This is a genomic window from Micromonospora sp. NPDC007230, assembly GCF_042869115.1.
Classification (GTDB): Bacteria; Actinomycetota; Actinomycetes; order Mycobacteriales; family Micromonosporaceae; genus Micromonospora.
On sequence record NZ_JBIAFE010000003.1, the window covers coordinates 295329 to 311905 of the forward strand.

At 70.4% G+C, this 16577-nt stretch carries 13 protein-coding genes; 3 read left to right on the forward strand and 10 right to left on the reverse strand.

The genetic code is table 11. From position 1 onward, the window contains the following. Positions 1–516: 516 nt before the first annotated feature. Complete coding sequence (locus ACFYML_RS06610) at positions 517–1680, forward strand: O-antigen ligase family protein (RefSeq protein WP_387419625.1); 1164 nt, start codon at positions 517–519, stop codon at positions 1678–1680. A gap of 158 nt (positions 1681–1838) precedes the next feature. Here ACFYML_RS06610 and ACFYML_RS06615 read toward each other — a convergent pair whose 3' ends face one another. The 6 genes from ACFYML_RS06615 to ACFYML_RS06640 all read right to left on the reverse strand — a co-directional run bounded on the left by ACFYML_RS06615 (position 1839) and on the right by ACFYML_RS06640 (position 8469). After that, positions 1839–3227, reverse strand: a complete 1389-nt coding sequence (locus tag ACFYML_RS06615) for a glycosyltransferase (RefSeq protein WP_387419626.1) — start codon at positions 3225–3227, stop codon at positions 1839–1841. Continuing rightward, complete coding sequence (locus ACFYML_RS06620) at positions 3205–4605, reverse strand: lipopolysaccharide biosynthesis protein (RefSeq protein ID WP_387419627.1); 1401 nt, start codon at positions 4603–4605, stop codon at positions 3205–3207. Before ACFYML_RS06620 ends, ACFYML_RS06615 begins: the two co-directional genes overlap by 23 nt. Positions 4606–4614: 9 nt before the next feature. Continuing rightward, positions 4615–4767 carry a hypothetical protein gene (locus tag ACFYML_RS06625; protein WP_387419628.1) on the reverse strand — a complete coding sequence of 51 codons (153 nt, stop codon included), beginning with the start codon at positions 4765–4767 and terminating at the stop codon, positions 4615–4617. Positions 4768–4895: 128 nt separating this feature from the next. After that, on the reverse strand, positions 4896–6146 hold the full coding sequence (locus tag ACFYML_RS06630) for a glycosyltransferase (protein ID WP_387419629.1): 1251 nt from the start codon (positions 6144–6146) through the stop codon (positions 4896–4898). A gap of 23 nt (positions 6147–6169) precedes the next feature. Further along, a complete protein-coding gene (locus ACFYML_RS06635) occupies positions 6170–7246 on the reverse strand; it encodes a glycosyltransferase (RefSeq protein WP_387419630.1) in 1077 nt (358 codons plus the stop codon). A gap of 269 nt (positions 7247–7515) precedes the next feature. After that, positions 7516–8469: a hypothetical protein gene (locus tag ACFYML_RS06640; protein WP_387419631.1), complete on the reverse strand. Its 954-nt coding sequence runs from the start codon at positions 8467–8469 to the stop codon at positions 7516–7518. A gap of 208 nt (positions 8470–8677) precedes the next feature. On the opposite strand from ACFYML_RS06640, the gene ACFYML_RS06645 reads away from it, so the two are divergent. Then, positions 8678–9946 (forward strand): glycosyltransferase, encoded by a 1269-nt coding sequence (locus tag ACFYML_RS06645; protein WP_387419632.1) that lies wholly within the window; start codon positions 8678–8680, stop codon positions 9944–9946. A gap of 170 nt (positions 9947–10116) precedes the next feature. Here ACFYML_RS06645 and ACFYML_RS06650 read toward each other — a convergent pair whose 3' ends face one another. Together ACFYML_RS06650 and ACFYML_RS06655 are read right to left on the reverse strand one after the other, a co-directional pair. Then, positions 10117–11067 carry an NAD-dependent epimerase/dehydratase family protein gene (locus ACFYML_RS06650; RefSeq protein ID WP_387419633.1) on the reverse strand — a complete coding sequence of 317 codons (951 nt, stop codon included), beginning with the start codon at positions 11065–11067 and terminating at the stop codon, positions 10117–10119. A 175-nt stretch (positions 11068–11242) separates the two neighbouring features. Continuing rightward, positions 11243–12232, reverse strand: a complete 990-nt coding sequence (locus tag ACFYML_RS06655) for an NAD-dependent epimerase/dehydratase family protein (protein ID WP_387419634.1) — start codon at positions 12230–12232, stop codon at positions 11243–11245. Between the two features lie 353 nt (positions 12233–12585). Here ACFYML_RS06655 and ACFYML_RS06660 point away from each other — a divergent pair, with 353 nt between their 5' ends. Next, a complete protein-coding gene (locus ACFYML_RS06660) occupies positions 12586–13515 on the forward strand; it encodes an NAD(+)/NADH kinase (protein WP_387419635.1) in 930 nt (309 codons plus the stop codon). A 106-nt stretch (positions 13516–13621) separates the two neighbouring features. On the opposite strand, the gene pgm is transcribed toward ACFYML_RS06660, so the two are convergent. Continuing rightward, positions 13622–15265 (reverse strand): phosphoglucomutase (alpha-D-glucose-1,6-bisphosphate-dependent), encoded by a 1644-nt coding sequence (pgm, locus tag ACFYML_RS06665; protein ID WP_387419636.1) that lies wholly within the window; start codon positions 15263–15265, stop codon positions 13622–13624. Between the two features lie 29 nt (positions 15266–15294). Further along, positions 15295–16527: a glucose-1-phosphate adenylyltransferase gene (gene glgC / locus ACFYML_RS06670; protein ID WP_387419637.1), complete on the reverse strand. Its 1233-nt coding sequence runs from the start codon at positions 16525–16527 to the stop codon at positions 15295–15297. Between the last annotated feature and the right edge of the window lie 50 nt (positions 16528–16577).

Here is a 16577-nt window from a genome sequence, read left to right on the forward strand (position 1 = left end):
ACGACGGGCCCCAGCAGCGGATACGCGTTTCCCGCAAATGCCACAAAGGACCGTAATCATCTCAACGTCTCGGCCGTTTTCATAGCGGATACTTGCGGAATCACACTCTTCAACGCCATTTGACTGGTAGAACGGTTTCGTGCTGCCCGCTGGCGGACTCCGGCTCAGACGTCCGCCGAGAGCCCACCCCTGCGCGGGCCTCCTGACCCGTCACCGAAGGAGTTTCATGCCGCGCGGTAACTCGTCAGGCTCGAATCGACGCCGACTGGGGACACGACTGCCTCGCCGGCGGTGCATCCCAACCGTCCGACCTGGGAGGGCACGCCCATGACGGCGGCGCCGCCGCGGGTCGGCCGTGTCCTGGCCGCGATCCCGCACGCCGCACCGACCGACTACCCGGCCCTGCCGGCCGCCGCGGCCGGTCTACCGTCTCCCCGGCGCCCATCAGCGACATCCGGAACCGGAGCACCAGGCGGAGGCCTGGCCAGCGTGCTCGTGCTCTGCGTGGTGGCCTTCATGACGGCCAGGCCACCCTCGTGGTCGTTCAACTACGCGGCGATCCTCGCGGTCGTCGCCGTCGCGCTCACCGTCCGGCTGCCGCGCCTGCACACGGCGGACGTCCTCGCGCTCCTCACCGGCGGTTGGGCGTACGCGAGTCTGATCTGGACGGACTGGGCCGACCTCACGGCGCCCTCGGCCTACCGTTACGCCTCGGTGTGCCTGCTCTTCGTGGCCGCTCGGCATGTGCTGCGCACCCGGCGGGACCTGTTGCTGGTCGGCTGGACGTTCCTGGCCGGCTGCGCCGTCGTCGCGATCGAGGTCATCACCGGGGCGCGGTCGCAGGGCCCGGTGGACCTGTTCGGCCAGCGGTACGGAATCGACGGCATCAACCTGAACTTCACCGCGTACACCCTGACGGCGGGTATGGTGCTGGCCCTGGTTGTTGCCGCGGTCACCACCGGCCGGCTGCTGCTGCGGCTCAGCCCGCTGGCGATCGCCATGTTCCTCGGGTACGCCGTCCTGCTCACCGGGTGCCGAGGGGCAGCCGTCGGCATGGTGCTCGGGGCGGCGGTGCTTCTCATGGCCCGGCTCGTGCCTCGGCTGACCGTGGGCACGCTGGTCGTGGTCGTCATCGCGCTCGTTGTGCTGGTGCCGCTCGAACTCCTTCCGGAACGCCAGATCATGTGGCTCGACAACCTGTACGACCGACCCACCGGCGACCTCTCCGGCCGCCTCGCCATCTGGCCGTACGCCCTGAAGACGTGGTCGGAGGATTTGCTGACCGGTTCTGGCGCCGGAGTTTTCATCGGCACCAACCCGTTCGAGATCGGACCGCACAACCTGCTGCTGACCGTCGGCAACGATCTCGGCCTGGTAGGTGTGCTGCTCTACTTCGGCGCGATCGCCGCGGCGCTGCTCGCCACCGCCCGCACCGGTCGGGTCAGTTTGCTGTTGAGCGGTACCTTCGCCGCCGCCATGGTCCCGATCTGGCTCAGTGGGCAGTGGGAGACATCGCTGGCGTTCTGGCTCGTCCTCGCGCTGATCAGCGTGCTGCCGCAGGCGGGCGTCCCGGCCGGCGGCTGGGCGTCGAACGGCCGGCATCACCGGTCCACTCGCGTGATTCCCCAGTCGCTGCCCCGCGGCACACCGGCGAAGATCTCCAGGCCCACTACGGGTTGAGTCGGCGGGCTCGGCAGCACGTCCCTTGCCCGGCCAGGTTCGCAGGCCGGGCCCCGGTCGGTTCCACCAGCCAGTCCCCCGGTTGGCCGCCGTCGGCTGGGGAGCGCGGAACCTGATAAGCCGATGAACGCATCCCAGCCGGCGGCCCCGGTGCCGGCTCAGCCTCTGGACACCTCTGCTGCCTGCAACCGCCGGCGGTGCGCCGGCGGGAGGCCGGTCGGGCGGCCAGCCGCCTCCCGGAGCACCTCGGCGAAGCGGGCCGCCACCTGGTCCGCGCGGTGGTGGCGCACCGCGTACGCCAGGCCCTGCCGACCGAGGCGGTCGCGCAGGGCGCGGTCGGTGCAGAGCCGGGACAGCTCGGTCGCGAGCGCGGTGGGATCGTCCACGCCGACCACCACGCCGGCCCGCGCCGCGCCGATGTGGGCCATGGAGGCCAGCTCGGCCGGACCGAAGCCGAGCACCGGCCGGCCGGCCGCCAGGTACTGCGGGATCTTGGTGGACAGTGAGTAGCGGGTGTAGCGGCGGTGCTCGGCCGCGAAGGACTCGACGTGTACCAGCACGTCTGACCGGCGCAACACCGCACCCACCTCGGCGCTGTCCAACGATCGGCCCAGCCGGACCGCCGACAGCCCGGCGAACGCGTCGCCGTAGTGGGCCAGGTCCGCCGTCGGCGCGTGCACCGTGAGCCGGACCGGCACGTCCCGCGCCGCGAGGAGTCCCACGGCTTCGCATACCCGACGCAGCGACCGCCAGCGGTCCAGATGCAGGCCGCCCACGTAGACGAGCTCAACCACCGGCCGGTCCTGCTCAAGGTCCGGCGAAGCGTCCGGGGCCGCGAACTCCGCCGCGTTCACGCAGTTGCCGAAGGCGGCAAACGGCAGCCGGTACCGGCGCTCGAACTCGCGGGCCATCGGCTCGCTGATCCCCATCCCGTACGAGCTGTGCCGCAGCGTCTCCCCGACGCCGGCGCGCACGGCGAGGCGGGGCAGGCCGAGCACCTGTCCCTGCGCGTAAAGGGTGCTCGGCCAGTCGTCCATGAAATGCGGCACCAAGGGCACCTGGCACTCCTCGGCGGCGACAACGGCGAGACGCATCATCCGGATGCTGCCCAGGGGCGTGTAGATGACCTCCGGGCGTTGTGCACGCAGCCATGCGCGCATGTCGTGCGGTACCCGGATCGGGCTGAGGTCGAAGAACGCCCGCAGCTGGACGCGGAGCCGGGCGCGCAGCGGACCGGGGAGCGGCGCGACGGCCGGTTGCTCGACCTCTGGCCCCGCTGTGCCGCTGGTAGGGTGCCCGCGGATCCGGTGCCACAACCGGAGGACGCGGTGCTCCACCGGTGCGTTTTCAAGCACGAACCGCCTGAACGTGCCACCGATCCCCGGCCCCGGCTCCCGGTCATCGAGGTAGAGCTGGGACAGCCGGTCCGCCGGCCAGCCGGCGAACAGGTTCGACAATGTGATCCCGGTGCCGGTGGTGCGGTCCAGGACCGCCCCGCTCACGATCAGCACCCGAGGGAACTCCTCACGGGGCGACAAGCTGCTCACCCGATCCTTCCTCGATCACCTTGGGGCGGTGCCGCCGCAGCGTCCGGTGATAGCCGTAGAGCGCTGTTGGAACGACGGTCAGCGCGTAGCAGGCGGCGCCGACCCAGGGCACGGCGTTGACGCCGAGCCACTCGGCGCCGTACCACTTGCCGACAGTCGACAGCGCCAGGAAGACAGTCCAACCGATCAGTTGCGGCCCGATGACACCGGCGGCGTTCTGCACCATGAACCGCGGCGAGAGCCCGGCCTGGAGCACCCACCACACGCCGAGACCAGCCAGCAGCCACGGGTCACCATCCATCGGCACCGGAAGCCACACGGCGAAGAGCCGATCGCCGAGCAGCACGAAGGCAACGGCTGGCAGGCCCGCAGCGAGCACCGAGACGACTGTCATTCGGCGGGTGATCCGCTGCACCCAGTCGAGCTGCCGCTGCGCCAGGGCATCCCCATTGGCGGGCCAGAGCGGTACGTTCACGAGCGCGGCGACGAGCCCGACCTGGGCCAGCAGCTTCGCCGGCACGGCGAAGGCGGCCACGCTGGACAGGCCGAGGGTGTGCGCGATGATGAGCGTGTCGGCGTTGGTGGCGGCCGACATGACCATGGTCACCAGGAAGAACAGGCCACTGAGTCGGGTCAACTCTCGAGCGGTCGCTGCCTCCACCGCCCCCAGCCGCGGGCGCAGCTGCGGGCTCTGTCGTCCGAAGAACCAGACCGTGTTCGCCAGGTTGACCAGCAACGGGGCGGCGGCCGACGCGGCGATGACCAGGGTCGGCGACTGGTCGGCCCAGACCAGCCCCAGCACCGTCGCCACGCCGGCCAGGTTGCCCCCGGTCTGCCACACGTTGCTCCAGCTGACCTGCTGGTAGGCGTACTGCACGCGGACGATCAGCGAGAGCGGGACGTTGAGCGCGAACGCGGTGAGGCTGATCAATGAGATGAGCCGGGTCTGCTCGGGGGTGATCTGGCCGGTCACGTTGAAGACCTCAACCCACGGGATGGCGTCGGCGAGCAGCCAGAGCAGCCCGGTCAGGAAGACCGCGAGCAGGGAGAGGGTCAGGTATGCGCTGGATATGTAGCGCCGCGCCCGGATGGTGTCGCCGTGCGCGTAGCAGGGGGCCAGCTTGGTCATCAGACCGCTGCCCAGCCCGAGGTCTGCGAAGGCCGCCATGGCGGACAGCGAGGCGACGGCCATCCAGAGGCCGTACAGGTCCTTGCCGAGGAACGGCAGAGTCACCGGGACCGTCAGGATCGGCGTGAGGAAACCGGCGGCCCGGCTGACCAGCGCGGTGGCCACGCCCGAGAGCAGTCGCCGGGTGCGGTCGGGTGCGCGGCCGGCGCTGGCTGGGGGCCCGTCCCGGTCGGCGAGCGTCGTGGACACGGCCTGCTCCTACTGGCCGGCGAGCCGCAGCGGTGCCTGCGAGCCGTTCAGGTTCTGCGACAGCCGGGTGGAGGGATCCGCGACCGCCATGACCCGAGTGACTGCCGGGGTCATGTCCACCCGCACCGGACCGACGCCGATGAAGGTGGGGCCACCCGTCACCGCTAGCTCCACGTCGTCCCCCGTCCGGTCGTACGCCAAGCCCGGCGATCGGCGCGGCTTACCACGGGACAACGAGCAGAGCCCCCGATGAGTCACGCAAATCGGGCAGCGCAACCGAGGTCGTGGCGTCAAGGGGTGCGAGCGGCGGCAGCCACCACTTCGGGCGAGCGTTCGGAGTGGCTGGACCCAGCAAGCGCGGCAAGGAAGCTGCGCATCCGCCTGCCCTGTGCGGACGGTCCACGGGTGCCACGAACGAAGGCCGCCCCGCCGCGTCCGATCCGGGCACCCTCCTCGGGGGGCAGCCGAAGGACCCGATCAATGGCCTCCCGCAGGCCCGCCGCGCTGTCCGAATCGGCGAACTGCAGCCACGGCTCGTAGTCGGCGGGAATGCCGGTAAGCCGAGTGGTCACCACCGGAACGCCGGTGGCCAGGTACTCGATGAGCTTCGACGGAAAAGACCACCGGACGAAGTCCTGCCCGACCGGACGGGGGTTCACCAGTACGGAAGCGCTGGCCAGCCGGGGCAGCAGTGCCTCTCGAGGCAGTAGTTCGGGCAGCGCGATGCGGGGATCCTCGGCAGCCTGGCCGGCAATCCACCGCTCCAGTTCACCCCGTCCGTACACCCGCAGCCGCAGGTCGCAGTCCGGCAACCCCCGGAACGCCGCAACCAGCCTGTCCACCCCGTACGAACGGCTGAGACCTCCGGCATAGACGATCTCCCGAGCACCCCGCGCCGCTGTCGTCGGCTCTTCGACCGTGGTCGAGGGGTTGGGCACCGCATGGAAGATGCCTTCCATGACCAGCCGGGGCAGGCCCGGAGCGAAATCGTCGGCGAGGGCAGGCGTCAACGCGATTACCCCGGAGCAGCGCGACAGTGCCATCTGGACCAACGCCCGATCAAGCCGGCGCAGCAGCCGGACCAGCCGTCCGTCGGTGGGCAGGACGACGCTGGGCGGATCGGTCAACACGGGGACCACCCGTACGCCCAGTCGACGCGCGCGCAGCGCGCCGAACCACAAGAACGGCGAATGCACGCCGTGCACCAGCAACACGTCCGCCCTCGATTCCCGCAGCGTCCGCGCGCCCATCCGCCACACCGTGGCGAAGCGGGTGAGGTGCTTCAGCCCGAGCACATTGACGAAGCCGAGCAGCTGCCCCGCCACGCCGTCCTGCCGAAAGGAGCCGGACCGGAAGCGGAGTTGCCGGTTGCCGGGCCAGTTGGAGACGGGCGCGGCGGAGAGGAGGTGGACCGGGCAATCTGCGGCGCGCAGGCTACGGACGAGACCCCAGGCGAACGTATGGGTCTGGACCGGCATGACCCAGTCCCGTTTCATGATCTCCACGAGGAGGTCGTCCGGCACGGTGAAGCCGAGCAGCACGACCGACGGGTTGCCCGCTGTGCTCACCGCTGCAACACCCGCTGGTAGGCGCCATCGAGGGCCGCAAGCATGACATCAAGGCTGTAGCGCTCGGCAACGACTTTTCGTGCGATCTCCCCCAGGTGGCGCCGCTCAGCCGGCTCGTCGAGCAGGGGCACCAACGCCGCCGCCAGGGCTTCCGGATCACCTGCCGGCACCAGCCGGCCGCCCCCGGAACGCAGCACCTCCACGTTGCCGCCCACCGCCGAGGCGACTACCGGCAGCCCGTGCGCCATCGCCTCCAGCAACGCGTTCGACAGGTTCTCGTGCAGGCTCGGGAAGACGAAGATGTCGGCGGCCGAGAGCAGGTCCGGTACATCCAGCCGGTTTCCCAGCGGCCGGCACTCGGTCGCATCCACTCTGGCCAAGGCCGCCGCGATGCCGGCCCGGTCGGGCCCGGCACCGGCGACGAGCAGCACGCGTCGACCGGTCGTCGGAGGCAGCCGGCGCAGGGCGTCAGCCAGCACGCCGTACCCCTTGTCCCAGGTCAACCGCGCTACCGCGATCATCACGACGTCATCGGGCCGCAAGTTCAGCGCGGCGCGGACCCGGTCCCGACTGGCCGCGGGTTCCGGCGGCAGGGGAACACCGTTCGGGATGACACCGATGAACCGGGTGCCCGCGGCGGCCAGGAAGTCACGCCCGGCGGCGTACTCACAGACGGTGGCGACGTGCGTGGCGGCTCGCAGGGTGAACGGTTCCGCGCCGTGGACGAGCAGCCGGCGCCGCCAGGACCGGCCCGCGTGCCGCAGGTCCCGTACGGTCCCGTGCACCGTGACCAGGATCCGCCGGCAACCGGCGAGCCGCGCCGCGAGGACCCCGTGGAAACCCTCGTTCTGCAGGCCCCGTACGTGCACCAGGTCCGGCCGCACCCGACGCAGCATGCTCACCCACTGCCGCAACAGTGGCACGTCCAGTGCGCCGTTGCCGTGCGGCTGGTGCATGCGGAGGAACTCGTAGCGCTCGGCGAGCGGCGAGGCGAGCACCCGCTCGACCGCGGTCAACGGGCCGTTCGCCCCGGGCGAGCCGGCGAAGTGCTGGACGACGACGGGGCGGTTCACCGGCCGCCTCCCGGCACCGGCCGCCGCCGGGAACAGTCGGCTCTCCCCCTCGGCTCCACGTCTCCCCCTCGATGACACGCTCCGGCGCTGCGACCACCACAAACAGAACAGCGTGCGATGACTCCAACAAAAGCCGCTTACCTACATGAACGACCGAAATGCCGAGGTGGCATGGACCAGACAGCAGTGCCCTCCACCGCGCCGTCAATGTCGAACCCGGCTGCTCCAGCTCACGCGCTCATCGGCGGGCGGCGGCACCGCCAGCTACGTCAGGCCGGCCGCCGGTTGAGGTATTGCACGATCGCGTCACAAAACACGGCCTCGATGTCGCAGCGGTCGGCGACCTGCCGCCACGAGCCGTCGGACCTGGTGTAGTAGTGCGTCGACCTCTCGGCGGTGACGGTGCCGAAGTGCAGGCATTGGAACTCGATCAGGTGGAAGCGACGGCCATCGAATCCGACGTCGAGCGACGCCGTGGGTGTGCCGAGCGTTTCAGAGACCTGCTCGGCGTAATCGAGCAGGGCCGCCCGGTCCACCCCGGCAGTGCTGTGGTAGTCGAAGATGCCGCTTCCGCTCGCGCGGAAATCACCCGGCCGGTTCTGCCGCCACAGCGTGTAGTAACGGTCACCGAACCGCAGCACCTTGAAGTCGCCGGTCAGGCCGGAGATGAGGTCCTGGACGATGAACTTCTGCCGGTGCAACGAGTTCGCGTAGTGTCGTCCACGACGGAGGATCCGCTTGCCGTGCTCGCGCAGCGTCTCGTGCGGGTTGCGGGTGCGACTGATCTGCCGTGCGGCCCTCAGGAGGTCGGCGCGGTTGTGAACGAGCGCCACGTTGAGGGAGCCGGCCCCCGCCGACGCCTTGATGACCTTCGGCCACCGTCCGTCCAGCGCGGTTGCGGTCGCCAACTCCTCAAAGGTGCCGAAACTGCGGGTGTGCAGTTCGGCGGCTTCCTTCGGGAACAGTTGGGTACGCAGCGCCTCCATCATCACCTTGTTGTGGTGGGCGCGTAGGAACCGGTAACCGGGGAGCGTTCTGGCGCCGGATGTTTCGAGCGCCAGAACAAGGTCCTCGATCCAGCTCTTGTATTCGAGACCGGTGTCTTCAGATGAGGTGTAGAGGACCGGCACGCCTTGCAGGTCCGCGCTGGGATCGACGTCTCGGAAGCTGGTGACCTCCGGGGTGAATCCCGCTCGGCGGAAGTTGTCGGCGAGGCGGGTCACGTCCATGGACGGCAGGGTGTGAATCGTCCTAAAGGTGGAGTAGAAGGTGTCCCGATAGTCGGTCAGGATCAGGATTCTTGTCATGTCGTTCCCTGTAAGGCTGGGCGCGGGACCGGGGTGGTAGGGACCCATCGCCGTGAATCTGTAGCGGGCACTCCTTCGGGTGATAACCCCACAAAGGCGTGTGATCTCTGACAAGGTGGGATGCATGTTCGCCGACAAGGCACCCCCGAGGCTGCTCCTGATCGCCGCATGCCACTTCCCCGGCGGTGACGCCCTGTCCAACCGGATGCTGCACCTGGCCCTCTCGGCCACCCCGCCTGGCAGTACCGCCGTCGTGGTCAACGACTGGCCGTCCGACGGGACTTGCCCGCCGACGAACCCTCCGCTGCCGGCGGACATCCGAGTGGTGACCCTGACCGTGACCACGGGAGGCCGCCTGGTCCGCTGGTGGCAGCGGCAGTGGCGGCCGGTGCGGGTGCTGGTGGCGCTGCGCCGCGCTGGTGTGCGGCCGGCCGAGCTAAGCGCCGTCTACCTGCCGCTCGGGCTGTGGACACTGACCACCTGGGCCGTGCTCCGGCTCGCGGTACGCCGACCGGTCATCGTCGACGTGCTGGAGCGGTACGACCCGCAGCAGTTCGCCCGGGGCCGGTTCGCTCCGCCGTTCATCCGGAATCGATGGAGCGCGTTCCTCGCCGCCCGGCTAGCCGACCGCACCATCGTGATCTCCACCGCGCTCCGGGACGAATTCGCCCATCGACGCCCTACCCTGCTCGTGCCACCGCAGGTCGACCGGGACACGTTCGCGTACCCCGCGCCGCCCTCGCTTGCCGGCGGGTTGAACCTGTTGTACGCCGGCACTGCCGGCGCCAAGGACATGCTGGCCGTGGTGGTGGAGGGGATTCGACGCCTCTCCGATGCGCAGCGGCACCGCGTCCGGCTGACCATCGCCGGAATGTCCCGCGAGCAGGCGAATTGCATGTCCGACCTAAACGGCTCCGACCTCGATGACATCGACGGCCAGGTCACCTTCCTGGGTCGGGTGCCTCGTGAACGGGTCCTGGCCGAGCTGACGAACGCGCACTTCTCGGTCCTGGTCCGGCCCGACGCGGGATACGCCCGGGCCGGTTTCCCGTCGAAGGTGCCGGAAAGCCTCGCTGCGGGGTGCCCGGTGCTGCTGAACCACACCAGCGACCTAGCTCGATACGTCACCGACGGTCGGGAGGGGCTGGTGCTCGCCGGACCGACGGCGGATGACGTGCGCGTCGGACTGTTACGGGCACTCGACTTGAACGACGACCAGTGGCGCCGGATGAGCCGCGCTGCGCGGGAGCGTGCCGAGGAGTTCGACTACCGCTCCTGGGCCTCGACCGTCAGCGCCTTTGTTACCAGCGGTGTGGTCGACGCGTCGAACGCTTTCGGTAGGTCCGCAAGCGCGGCCAATTCCTCGTCACCCAGGCAACGGTCCGCCGGGTAGAGCGTGCGCTCGTGCTCGCGGATGGTTTCCACCGGCCACCGCAACCGGATGACCCGCGCCGGGTTTCCGGCCACGATCGCATAGGGCGGCACCGACCGGTCACACGGCACCTGCCCCGACGACCGCACCGCAGTACTCCCGGATCACGGTGGCCTCCTGAGCCGGCAGGGTCATCCCACCGGCTGCTTCGACACCTGTGTCGCGTACCACTCCACTGTCGCGCGCACGCCCTCGGTCCACGTCACGGGCGCCACGTCGGGGAAGAGCGCGCGCAGCGCGGAGCTGTCAGCCTGCGAGTCCCGGACGTCGCCGGGCCGGGGCGCCTCGTGCACGGTGTCGAGCCGCCGGCCGAGGATCTGTTCCAGCTCGGCGATCAGTTCCAGCAGCGAAATTCGGGCTCCGAAGGCGAGGTTGACGACATCGGGGCTGGAAACCTGACGCAGCACCGCGTCGACGATGACGGAGGTGACGCTTCCGACGTAGGTGAAGTCGCGGGTCTGCTGGCCGTCCCCGTGTACGCGCAGCGGCTCCCCGGCCAGCGCGGCGGAGACGAACCGCGGCACGACCGCGGCGTACGCGTGGTTGGCAGCCTGGCGGGGGCCGAAGACGTTGAAGAAGCGGAAGGGCAGCACCGCCATGCCGTAGCAGGCGGCGAAGGCGAGGGCGTACGCCTCGGTGGCGAGCTTGGAGACCGCGTACGGGCTCACCGGCATCGGCCGGAGTTCCTCCACGCGGGGCAGCACCGGGTTCACCCCGTAGACGGAGGACGAGGAAGCGACGATCACCTGCGGCACGTCGTGGCGGCGTGCCGCCTCCAGCACGCTCAGGGTGCCGGTGGCGTTGGCGTGGTGACTGCCGATCGGGTTGTCGATCGAGCGGGGTACCGAGCCGAGGGCGCCGAGGTGGACGACGCTGTCGGCGTCGGCGATCGCCTCGTCAAGCACGTCGGGGTCGAGGATGGTCCCGATGATCAGGCGGACGGGGACGTCGGCGAGATTGTCCAGCGAGCCGGTGGACAGGTCGTCCACCGCCACGATCTCGGTCACCTGTCGGGCGTCGGCGAGGGCACGCACGAGGTTCGAGCCGATGAAGCCGGCGGCCCCGGTAACGACGATCTTCAAAGGACCTCCTCGTTGCGGCCATCCGGCGGCGGTTCGTGCAGGGCACCGGTCTCCGCCCCGGTCGTTCAACGAGAAGTTCCGTTACAGGTTATGCAAAAACGCCCACTGCTCCCTATTCGTCCGGAGTCCCCCGGCGGACCGGGATCTCCCGGCGTGGCTGGGCGCATCCTCCGCCTCAGCCGACGATCGGCTCGGCCCGGCGCTGGGGTCGGGCGGCCACCTGGGCCCGCAGCGGGACGTGCGTCTGGTGCCACGCGACCGTGGCAGCGAGCCCCTCGGCGAGCGGTACGGCTGCCGCCTGCGGAAACAACTGGCGCATGAGATGGTTGTCCGCCTCGGAGTGCAGGATGTCTCCCGTTCGGGCCGGCGCGTACCGCCGGGCCACCGGTCGACCGAGGATCAGTTCGAGCTCGGCCAGCACCGAGTGCAGGTCGGTCCGGGCGCCGAAGGCCAGGTTCACGGGTTGGGGCTGGTGCACGTGCCGCCGGACGGCGTCGAGGATGACCTCGCAGACCGTGTCCACGTAGGTGAAGTCCCGGCTCTGGTGGCCGTCACCGTGGATGACCACCGGCTCGTCATGCAGGGCGGCGTGCACGAACTGTGGGATGACCGCCGCGTACGCGTGGTCGTGGCGCTGGCCCGGGCCGTAGACGTTGAAGAGGCGGAAGGCGAGGGTGGGCAGGCCGTAGCAGGCCTGGTACGCGGACGCGTACGCCTCGGTGGCGAGCTTGGCCGCGGCGTACGGGCTGAGCGGGCTGGTCCAGGTCAACTCGCTCTTCGGTAGCTCGGGATTGGCGCCGTAGACCGATGACGACGAGGCCAGCACGACGTGCCGGACCCCTTCCCGGCGGGCGGCTTCCAGGACGGAGAGCGTGCCGGTGGCGTTGATGCCGTGCGCGGCGATCGGCTCCCGGATCGAACCGGGCACGCTGGACATCGCGGCCAGGTGAACGACCACGTCGCGGCCCGCCATGGCACGGGACAGCCGGGCCTCGTCCAGGATGGATCCTTCGCGCAGCTCCACGTCGAGCCCGGCCAGGTTCGACCTGCTGCCCGTGGAGAGGTCGTCGAGCACCCGGATGTCGGTGACGGCCGGGTCCGCCGAGGCGATCCGGACCAGGTTCGCGCCGATGAACCCGGCGCCCCCGGTGATCAGCAGTCGCATCCCGAACCTTCCCCTTCCGCGCATCCCCCTGACGTCCGCGGCTGCGGGGCGGGCGCCCGTGAGGACAGCGGACCGTACGGTGCACCAGCCACCTTGAGGTCGGCGTGGATGTCGCAGCATGCCACCGGTGTACCGCCCTCCTGCCGACGAACCCTGATGTCAGCTTAGAGGGGAATCTTTCGGTTTTATCCGATTCTTCCCGGCCGCGTCGGCGCGACCCCGGACCACGGCCGTGGGGAGCCGGGGCACCTTGGCGCCGGGCGGCCACATGATCGCCCATGACTCGGCACCCCGCCCGCGTCGTCGTGCCCGGTTTACCCGCCTTGTCCCCGGTCCTGTGGTGAGCTGTACCGGTGGCGGGGTATGTGTTCGGGCTGGTGCTGCATCCCACCCGGGACGTCTCCGAGGTGGTCGGGATCATCGACCGGTGGGCGGTCCGGCACGGCAAGACGCTGGCCGTCCGCGCCGAGGACCGGCACCGGGTCCCGTCGTCGGTGCAGCCGGTCCCGGGGCCGGAGCTGGCCGCCCGCTCGGACGCCTTGATCAGCATCGGCGGGGACGGCACCATGCTGGGTGCGCTGCGCGCGGCGGTGCACGACCCGAAGCCGGTGCTCGGGGTGCACCTGGGCCGGGTCGGCTTCCTGGTCGAGGTGGAGCCGCCGGACCTGCCGCGGGCGCTGGACCGCCTGGTGGCGCACGACTTCACCATCGAGTCGCACGCCTGCCTGGCCTGCGACGTCTGCGGGGACGACGTGGTGGCGTTCAACGACGTCGCCCTGGTCCGCCAGCCGGGCCTGGGCTTCGTCACCGCCAGCCTCGCCGTCGACGGCCAGGAGTACGGCTACTACCGCTGCGACGCCCTGGTGGTGAGTACGCCGACCGGCTCGACCGCGTACAGCTACGCCGCCGGCGGACCGCTGGTGTCGCCCGCCACCCAGGCGGTGGTGGTGACACCCTCCGCGCCCATGTCGGGCATCTCCCGATCGGTGGTGTTCTCCCCCGAGGAGAGGATCCGGCTCGACCTCCGGCCCAGTTCGGCGCCGGTGGCTGTCGAGGTCGACGGTCTCGTGATCCGCGACGCCGCCACGGAGGGCGCGGTGGAGGCCCGGTACGTCCGCGACGCCGGCCTGGTCGTCCGGCTCGATCCCCGCCGCTACCAGGAGCGCAGCCAGCTCAAGCTCAGCCTGCTCGACCTGCCGCTGCTGCCCGACCAGCTCCGGGAACTGCTGCCCGAGGAGCTGCGCGAGCAGCTCACCCGGCGCGAGCTGACCCCACCCCGCTGACCAGGGACGGGCCGCGGGACGGGAGCCTGCCGCTGACCGGGAGCCCGCCGCCGGGCGGGAGCACCTGCCGGGCGGGAGCAGCCCGCCCGGCCAGCCGCGACGAGCGTCAGCCCTTCGACAGCACCGCGTCGACCAGGGCCTTGGCCTCCTCCTGGATCCGGGCCAGGTGCTCCGGGCCCTGGAACGACTCGGCGTAGATCTTGTAGACGTCCTCGGTGCCGGACGGCCGAGCGGCGAACCAGCCCGACTCGGTGGTCACCTTCAGCCCCCCGATAGGTGCGCCGTTGCCGGGGGCGGTGGTGAGGATGGCCGTGATCGGCTCACCGGCCAACTCGGTCGCGGTCACCTGCTCCGGAGAGAGCTTGCCGAGGACGGCCTTCTCCTCCCGGCTGGCCGGGGCGTCGATGCGGGCGTACGCGGGCGCGCCGAAGCGCTCGGCCAGCTCGGCCCAGTGCTGGCTGGGGCTGCGCCCGGTGGTGGCGATGATCTCCGCGGCGAGCAGGCACAGCAGGATGCCGTCCTTGTCGGTGGTCCAGGTGCTGCCGTCCCGGCGCAGGAAGGACGCGCCGGCGCTCTCCTCGCCGCCGAACCCGACCGCCCCGTCCAGCAGGCCGGGCACGAACCACTTGAAGCCGACCGGCACCTCCAGCAGCGGGCGACCCAGGTCGGCGGCGACCCGGTCGATCATGGAGGAGGAGACCAGGGTCTTGCCGACCGCCGCCGCGGGCCCCCACTGGTCCCTGGTCCGGAACAGGTGGCCGATCGCCACCGCCAGGTAGTGGTTGGGGTTCATCAGGCCACCGTCCGGGGTGACGATGCCGTGCCGGTCGGCGTCGGCGTCGTTGCCGGTGGAGACCTGGAACCGGTCGCGGGCGGCGATCAGCGAGGCCATCGCGTTCGGCGAGGAGCAGTCCATCCGGATCTTGCCGTCGCCGTCGAGGGTCATGAACCGCCAGGTCGGGTCGACGGTCGGGTTGATGACCGTCAGGTCGAGCCGGTGCCGCTCGGCGATCTCGCCCCAGTACGCCACGCTCGCCCCGCCCATCGGGTCGGCGCCGATGCGGACCCCGGCCTCGCGGATCGCGGCGATGTCCAGCACGGCCGGCAGGTCGTCGACGTACCGGGCCAGGAAGTCGTACTCCCCGGTGGTGTCGGCGGCCCGGGCCCGCGCGTACGGGAGGCGCTTCACCTCCTTGAGCCCGGCGGTGAGGATGGCGTTCGCGCGGTCCTGGATCCACTTGGTGACGTCGGTGTCGGCGGGCCCGCCGTGGGTGGGGTTGTACTTGAAGCCGCCGTCGTCGGGTGGGTTGTGCGACGGGGTGATCACGATGCCGTCGGCGAGGCCGGCGCTGCGCCCGCGGTTGTGGGTGAGGATGGCGTGCGACAGCGCCGGGGTGGGCGTGTAGCCGTCGCGGCTGTCCAGCAGCACGGTGACCTCGTTGGCGGCGAGCACCTCCAGCGCGTTGACCGCCGCCGGGGCGGAGAGCGCGTGGGTGTCCCGGGCGAGGAACAGCGGGCCGTCCAGGCCCCGCTCCCGCCGGTAGTCGCAGAGCGCCTGGGTGACGGCGAGGATGTGGTCCTCATTGAAGGCGTTCTTCAGGCTGGACCCGCGATGGCCGGAGGTGCCGAAGGAGACCTGCTGCGCCGGGTCCGCCGGATCGGGGTGCGCGGCGTAGTAGGCGGTGACCAGCCGGGGCACGTCGACCAGGTCGGCGGGCTCGGCGGGCTGGCCGGCGCGGGGGTGGGCCACTGCGGGGTCCTCCTTGCGAATTCGGGCGGTCAGGGCTCGACGGTCTGGCCCTTGCCGATGACCACGGTGCCGTTGTCGGAGACGGTGTAGCGCTGGCGGTCCTTCTCCAGGTCGACGCCGATCTCGGCGCCCTCCGGGACGTAGACGTTCTTGTCCAGGATGGCCCTTCGGACCACCGCGTGTCGGCCGATCTCGACACCCTCCATGAGCACGGCGCCGTCCACGTGCGCCCAGGAGTGGACCTTCACCTTCGGCGAGACGATCGAGTTCTCCACCAGCGAGCCCGAGATCACCGACCCGGGCGAGATCAACGAGCCGACCGCCCGGCCGACCCGCTCCCCCCAGGCGTGGACGAACTTGGCCGGCGGGTAGGGCGGCTGGTTGCTGTAGATCGGCCAGTCGAAGTTGTAGAGGTTGAACACCGGGTGGACGTTGATCAGGTCCATGTGGGCGTCGTAGAACGAGTCGAGCGTTCCCACGTCCCGCCAGTAGCCCCGGTCCCGGTCCGTGCTGCCGGGCACCTCGTTGTCCTTGAAGTCGTAGACGTTGGCCTCGCCTCGATCGACCAGCATCGGGATGATGCTGCCGCCCATGTCGTGCTTGCTGCTCTTGTCCTCGGCGTCGTGCTCGACGGCGTCGATCAGGGCCTTCGTGGTGAAGACGTAGTTGCCCATCGAGGCGTAGATCTGGTCCGGCGCGTCGGGCAGCCCCACCGCGTCGGTGGGCTTCTCGCGGAACGCCCGGATCCGCCGGCCTTCCTCGCCGACCTCGATCACGCCGAACTGGTTCGCCGTCGACAGCGGCTGCCGGATGCCCGCCACGGTGACCGCGGCGCCCGAGGCGATGTGGTCCTCCACCATCTGCCGCGGGTCCATCCGGTAGATGTGGTCCGCGCCGAAGACGATCACGTAGTCCGGCTGCTCGTCGTAGATCAGGTTGAAGCTCTGGTAGATCGCGTCGGCCGAGCCGGCGAACCACCACGGGCCGCGGCGCTGCTGCGCCGGCACCGGGGTGACGTAGTTGCCGAGCATCGTCGACATGCGCCACGTCGTGGTGATGTGCCGGTCCAGTGAGTGGGACTTGTACTGGGTCAGCACGACGATCCGGAGGTAGCCGGCGTTCGCCAGGTTGGAGAGGACGAAGTCGACCATGCGGTACATCCCGCCGAAGGGGACGGCGGGCTTCGCCCGGTCGGTGGTGAGGGGCATCAGGCGCTTGCCCTCCCCGCCGGCCAGGACGATCGCGAGCACCTTGGCAGCCATGCTCAGACGCTATCGATCCTGCCCCGACTTCACCACTCGTACGGGCACAG